Annotated in this window: 6 protein-coding genes; 2 read left to right on the top strand and 4 right to left on the bottom strand. The window is 76.1% G+C overall.

All coding sequences use genetic code 11. The features are described from left to right. Positions 1–19: 19 nt before the first annotated feature. The 3 genes from ACFV6I_RS17740 to ACFV6I_RS17730 all read right to left on the bottom strand — a co-directional run bounded on the left by ACFV6I_RS17740 (position 20) and on the right by ACFV6I_RS17730 (position 2,139). Entirely contained in the window at positions 20–364 is a 345-nt protein-coding gene (locus ACFV6I_RS17740; RefSeq protein WP_380426200.1) for a DUF3040 domain-containing protein, read from the bottom strand. A 410-nt stretch (positions 365–774) separates the two neighbouring features. Next, positions 775–1,527 carry a methyltransferase domain-containing protein gene (locus tag ACFV6I_RS17735; protein ID WP_380426198.1) on the bottom strand — a complete coding sequence of 251 codons (753 nt, stop codon included), beginning with the start codon at positions 1,525–1,527 and terminating at the stop codon, positions 775–777. Positions 1,528–1,572: 45 nt separating this feature from the next. Then, positions 1,573–2,139, bottom strand: a complete 567-nt coding sequence (locus ACFV6I_RS17730) for an SAV_6107 family HEPN domain-containing protein (protein WP_380372237.1) — start codon at positions 2,137–2,139, stop codon at positions 1,573–1,575. Positions 2,140–2,721: 582 nt separating this feature from the next. Here ACFV6I_RS17730 and ACFV6I_RS17725 point away from each other — a divergent pair. Beyond that, positions 2,722–3,363 (top strand): DUF4126 domain-containing protein, encoded by a 642-nt coding sequence (locus ACFV6I_RS17725; RefSeq protein ID WP_063347249.1) that lies wholly within the window; start codon positions 2,722–2,724, stop codon positions 3,361–3,363. A 79-nt stretch (positions 3,364–3,442) separates the two neighbouring features. Further along, positions 3,443–4,939, top strand: coding sequence for a phytoene desaturase family protein (locus ACFV6I_RS17720; RefSeq protein WP_380426196.1), 1,497 nt, complete (start codon positions 3,443–3,445; stop codon positions 4,937–4,939). A 39-nt stretch (positions 4,940–4,978) separates the two neighbouring features. On the opposite strand, the gene ACFV6I_RS17715 is transcribed toward ACFV6I_RS17720, so the two are convergent. Then, on the bottom strand, positions 4,979–5,881 hold the full coding sequence (locus ACFV6I_RS17715; RefSeq protein WP_380426194.1) for a hypothetical protein: 903 nt from the start codon (positions 5,879–5,881) through the stop codon (positions 4,979–4,981). Positions 5,882–6,102 lie beyond the last annotated feature (221 nt).

The following is a 6,102-nucleotide window of genomic DNA, read 5'->3' as shown; positions in this document are numbered from 1 at the left end:
GCCCCGCCGGCCCGGGCGTTCACACCCGCTCCCACACCCGCGCTGTGGGGGGGGGCGCGGCGCCGGGCGGGGGGCGGGCGCCCTGGCCGGCGGGGCCGCGGCGCCAGCCGGTCACGGCGAACACCGCGCACCCGAGCATCACCAGGAAGCCCACGACGCTGACCCAGATCTGGTCGGGGACGACCATGCCGCCCATCAGCAGGCCGATGCCCACCACGAAGCCGGCAACGGCCAGGTACACCCGCCGGCGGGTGTAGGTGCGCAGCCCGGTTCCCTCAAGCGCCGTCGCGAATTTGGGATCTTCGGCATACAGCGCTCGCTCCATCTGGTCGAGCAGTCGCTGCTCGTGCTCCGAGAGCGGCACGGAGTCCTCCTACTCGTCGGTCGCGGGTGCGACCGGTCCGCCACCCCGGTCGGGGAGGCAAAGTCCAATCAGCCTTCGGGGCACACGGTCGGACGCCTGTGCGGGGGGACCCGGCCCGTGTCGTCCATATGCCCCACGCATCCGGCTGTCATGCTTTCCGGCTTTACCCAGATCATACGGTCCGTGAGCCCGTTACGGAGTGGTCTACGCCGCGTGGGACGGGCCACTTCGACCGGGCACGGCCGCACCCGGCTCAACGCCACGAGACGCGGACAAGTGCCCGAACGGGTGGAATCGGTCCGGACCTGGGCAGGTTCGGGACCACCCGGACGAGGCCGGGGGGCGTCCGGAAGGCGAACCGCCGCCGCACGGCGTGCGAACCGTACGGCGGTGGGCGGTCCCGCGGCCGCTCAGGCCAGGGTGGCCAGCAGGTGCAGCTGGGTCGCCACGGCGTGGAACGCGGGCTGCTCGGCGGCGGCCTCCTCCAGCTTCAGCAGCGCCTCCATCGCGCCCGGCTCGGCGTCCACCAGCACCCCGGGCACCAGGTCGGCGAAGACCCGGACGCCGTGCACCGACTCCACCTGCAGGCCCGCGCCCTCGGCCAGCCGGCCCAGCTCCTCGCCGGTGAAGCGGCGCGGCATCGGGTCCTGCTCGCCCCAGCGGCCGTCGGTCGCGGACAGCACCGTCCGGGCCTCGGTGAAGTGGCCGGCCAGCGCCCGGGCCAGCACGGCGCCGTTGCGGTTGGCGGCCAGCAGGCTGACCAGGCCGCCCCGGCGCAGGGTGCCGGCCAAGCTGCCGAGCGCCTCCGCCGGGTCGTCCACGACCTCCAGCACGCCGTGGCAGAGCACCGCGTCCACGGTGCCGGGGGCGACCAGCTCGGGCAGCGTCTGGGTGTCGCCCTGGACGGCCCGGACCAGCTCCGTCACCCCGGCCTCGGCGGCCCGGCGCTCCAGCGCGAACAGCGCGTCCGGGCTGGGGTCGACCACGGTGACCCGGTGGCCGAGCTTGGCCACCGGCACGGCGAAGTTGCCGGTGCCGCCGCCGGTGTCGACCACGTCGAGCACCGGCTGGTCCAGCTCGGCCGCCCGCTTCTCCAGGGCGGCCCGCACCACCTCCCACACCACGGCGGTACGCAGGGCACTGCGGGGACGCGTCGGGTACAAGGCGGGACTCCTCGGCACATGCAGATCGATCAGGATGCCTCCACCTTAGACCGGGCGGGTGGCGGGGCCCGTCACCCCCGGCGGGTCGTCGCCGTCCAGCGGAAGCCGCGGGGCCGGCGGGGCCGGGCGCAGGCCGAGCAGGCGCTCGACCAGGCGCAGGAACAGGGCGGAGTTGCGGACCAGGTCGTCGGCGTCACGGGCCGAGGCGGCGCCCCTGATCCCGGCCTCGGCGGCCGCCCGGCGGCGGGCGCCGGCGGCGTAGTAGAGCGCCCACTCGGCCAGCTCGGGGGCCATCTCGGGCAGCACCTCCCAGGCACTGCGGATGGCCTTGCGCCGGCGCGGGCTCTTCTCCGGCCGCCCACGCACCGCGAGCACGGCCGCCACCGTGCGCAGCGCGGCCAGGTGCGCGGTGGCGTACCGCTCCAGCGGGTCCTCCAGGAGGCGGGCCCGGGCGAGCGTGCGGTGGGCGTCGGCGAGCAGGTCGAGGGCGGCCGGCGGCGCGGCGGTCCGGCGCAGCACGGGGTGGACGTCCCCGCCACCCGGGCGCCCGCCCGGGGAGGACGGCAGGGCGGTGGAGTGGAGGCGGGCGGTGACGGGCTCAGGACGGCTGATGGTCATGGTCTCCCCCGTTCCGAGGCAGCGCGCGGACCGGGCGGTCCGTGCCCCTCCATCGTGAACGGGACCACTGACAACGCGGCCCGGAACGGGTGAGCGGCGGCGGGCACGGGCCTGTCCCCCCAGGTCCTGTGCCGCCGCCGTACGCCGCCGCTCCGCCGTTCCCCACAGGCGGCGGTGGCCAGCTCCCCTTCCGGTGGCCGGTCTCCCCCCGGCCCGCTCCGCCGCCCCGTGTCGGCGGTGCAGGGCCCGTGACCGGCTCCAGTGGCGGATCTCCGCCGCCGCCCCGCCGACCCCTCATCTGCCGGCTGGGCGGACGGATCCGCCGTCCGGGGCGGGGCGCCCGACGCGCCGCCGTCCCGGTGCCACCACTCTCCCGTCCCGGCAGGTCGGCGGGCCATCCGCTGACGTACTCAACCCCGGATCTGAGTACGCGTACTCAGATCCGTCGGCCCCGGGCCCTGGCGTGGCCGGAACCGGCGGGCCGACCCGGCACGTCCCGGTACGGTACGGCCGTGGCCCGGGCGGCCCGGCCACGGCCACGAGAAGGAGGGGGAAAGCGATGAGGAGGGGGAAGCCATGACGATCGTGCCGCTGATCTTCACCAGCGGACTCGCCAGCGGCATCAACGCCTACGCGGTGGTGCTGCTGCTCGGACTGCTGGGCCGCTTCGGCGGCGCGGACTCGGTGCCGCCCGCGCTGGAGCGCACCGACGTGCTGGCCGCGGCCGCCGTGCTGTTCCTGCTGGAGGCGGTGGCCGACAAGATCCCGTTCGTCGACAGCCTCTGGGACTCCGTGCACACCGTGATCCGGCCGATCGCGGGCGCCACCGTCGGCGCGCTGATCGCGAGCACCGACCCGGGCTCGCTCGGCGAGGTCGCGGCGGGCGCCATGGGCGGCACCACGGCGCTGGTCAGCCACCTGGTCAAGGCCTCGCTGCGGATGGCGGTCAACACCTCGCCCGAGCCGGCCAGCAACATCGCGGTCAGCATGGCGGAGGACGTGTCGGTGGCCGGGCTGGTCTCCCTGGCGATCTTCCACCCCTGGCTGGCCGCCTCGATCGCCGCCGTCCTGCTCGCCGTCGGCCTGCTGCTGGTCTGGTTCGCGGTCAACCGGATCCGCGCCTTCCGGGCCCGCCGCCGCGAACGCCGCGCCGCCCGCGACGCCCGGTCCGCCGCCCGCGGACAGGAGGCGGACCGGCCGTACGTCCCACGGCGCTGAGGACGGCGCCCGCCGGGCCCGGACCGGCCCAGGTCACGGCCCAGGTCACGGCCCAGGTCACGGCCTAGGATCAGGTGCCATGGCACGGATCGTCATCATCGGCGCAGGAATGAGCGGGCTCGCGGCGGCCTCCAGGCTGGCCACCCTCGGACACCGGGTGACGGTCTGCGAGGCCGGCGGCACGTACGGGGGCATGGTCGGCCGGTACGAGCGCGACGGCTTCGCCTTCGACACCGGCCCCGGCCTGCTGACCCTCCCGGCCGTCTACCGCGACCTCGCGCTGAAGACCGGCAAGGAGCCGCTGGAACAGCTCGTCGACCTCGCCCCGGTGGACCCGGAGAGCCGGCACCTGTTCCCGGACGGCACCGCCGTCAGCCTGCCCAACGCCTCCCGCGGCGGCGTCAGCCAGGCCCTGGACGCCGCCTTCGGCGCCGGCTCGGGCGCCCGCTGGAGCGCGGTCATGAACCACGGCCGGACGGTCTGGGAGGCCACCCGCCGCCCGCTCCTGGAGGAGCCGCTCCCGGCCGACCGGTCGCCGCTGCACACCGACCCCTACCCCGTCCCGCCCCGGCGCGGCCTGCTCGCCCGGCTCGGCCGGCCCCGCCCCTGGACCCTCGCCGACGTCGCCGCCCGCGAACTCGGCGGCCACCCCGGCCTCACCGCGCTGCTGGCGGAGCACGCCCTGCGCTTCGGCCTGCCCCCCGGCTCCGCCCCCGCCGGGGCCACCGTGCTGCCGTACATGGAGCAGTCCTTCGGCGTCTGGTACGTCCGGGGCGGCCTGCGGGCCCTGGCGGACGCGGTGCACCGGCGCTGCGAGCTGCGCAAGGTGGAGTTCCGCTTCGACACCCCGGTCACCGAGGTGCTGGTCGAGGACGGCCGGGCCTGCGGCGTCGACACCCCGGGCGGCCGGATCGACGCGGACCTGGTGGTCTCCTCGATGGACACCAGGTCGCTCTTCCGTGACGGTCTCGCCCGGTGGCCGGAGCTCGGACCCGACCACGGGGAGCCGTCCGAGGTGCCCGGCCGGTTCAGCGTGCTGCTCGCGCTGCGCGGCGCCCGGCCGGCCGGCACCCCGCACCGGACGGTGGTGCACGCCGCCGACCCGGCGGCCGAGCGGGACGCCCTGACCCTCTCGGCCCCGCCCTGCGAACGCCCCACCCTCCAGGTGCTGCGCCCGGACGATCCCTCGCTGCGCCCCGACGAGGCGCACGAGAGCGTGGTGCTGACCGCGACCGTCCCCGCCCAGGGCGACGTCGACTGGACGGCGCCCGGGGTCGCCGAGCACTACGCGGACCAGCTGCTGGCGCACGCCGACGCCGCCGGCCTGGGCCTGCGCGAACGGGTGCTGTGGCGGGTCGTGCGCACCCCGGACGACACCCGCCGGGAGACCGGCGCCCTCGGCGGGTCGGTCCCCCGCCCCGCGCTCGCCGGAGACGGCGGCGGATGGCTCCAGCCCGCCAACGAGTCGCCCGTCCCCGGCCTCTACCTGATCGGCGGAGCGGCCCACCCCGGCGGCGGACTGGCCCGGACCGGCATGTCCGCCTGCATCGCCGCCAACCTGATCGGCCCGGCTTAGGTCCGGCCGGACAGGGCCTAGCGGCCCTGGCGCCGGAACTCAGCCCTGGGGCCAGGTGTTCTGCTGCTGGTAGCCGTACGTGTGGTCGTAGGACTGCTGCTGCGGGATGCCCTGGGGGTGCTGGCCCGGCTGCTGGCCGGGGTGCTGCTCCAGGTGTTGCTCGGGGTGCTGCTGCGGGGTCTGCCACTGCTGCTGGGGGTGCTGCTCCCAGCCGGGCTGCTGCTGCGGGTAGGACTGGTACTGGTCCTGCTGCGGGTAGCCGTTGTACGGGTCGGGCTGCTGGGGGTAGGCCCCGTAGCCCTGGTCGTAGGCGAAGGCGGGCTGCTGCTGGCTCTGCCACTGCTGCTGCTCGTAGGCCGGCTGCGGCTGGGCGGCGTTGTCGTAGCCGGACTGGTAGGCCTCGGCGTAGGGGTCGTGCGGCGCCTGCTGCTGCTCGTAGTAGGCGGGCGCGTAGACGCCGTCCTGGGTGAGTTCCTGCATCTCGAAGGCGGCGGTCTGCTCGACCTCGGGGATGTCCTCGGCAACCGGGGCAAGGACGGGGGCGGCGACCGGGGCCTCCTCGACGGCGCTGACCTCGCCGATCCGCTTCTCGGTGGCCTCGACCGCGGCCACGGCGGCCGCGCCGCCGGTGAGGGCGCCGAGCAGGGGCACCTTGGCGAGCGGGCCGGGCAGCGAGCCGTCGGCCTTGCGCAGCGACCAGCCGGCCCGGTAGCCGCGCTTGACGGAGAGGGTGACGAAGGTCTGGCCGGCCGCGAAGAGGGCGGCGCCGGCGCCGATCACCGGGACGGAGCCGAGCACCATGCCGGCGGCCACTCCGAGGAAGCCGACCAGGGCGAGGGCCCGCCAGTGCAGCGGGGCCCGGTTCTGCAGCAGGACCTCGGCGACCAGCCAGAGCGCCACCACCGCCAACGCGACGTACAGCAGCAGGTATCCGATGCCCATCCGCCCGCTACCTCCAGTCGCGTGCCCGCGCTCGCCGCGCGTGTGCGGCGACTGTACCGGTTCAACGGCCGGGGTACCGCATCGCGTTCCCGCCGGTCGCGGCCGGGGCGCACACGACCGAGCCCCGAGACCAACGGGGGGGGGATGGGCGGGGTTCAAGACGGCGCCGCCGACCCCCCGGTCACCCGGGCGGGGCCCCCAACGCGCCCGCGCGCGCCCGA

This window comes from Kitasatospora sp. NPDC059803 (genome assembly GCF_042732255.1).
In the GTDB taxonomy this organism is placed as follows: Bacteria; Actinomycetota; Actinomycetes; order Streptomycetales; family Streptomycetaceae; genus Kitasatospora.
Note: the sequence above shows the minus strand (reverse complement) of the source record. Positions and strands in the feature narration are given on the sequence as shown.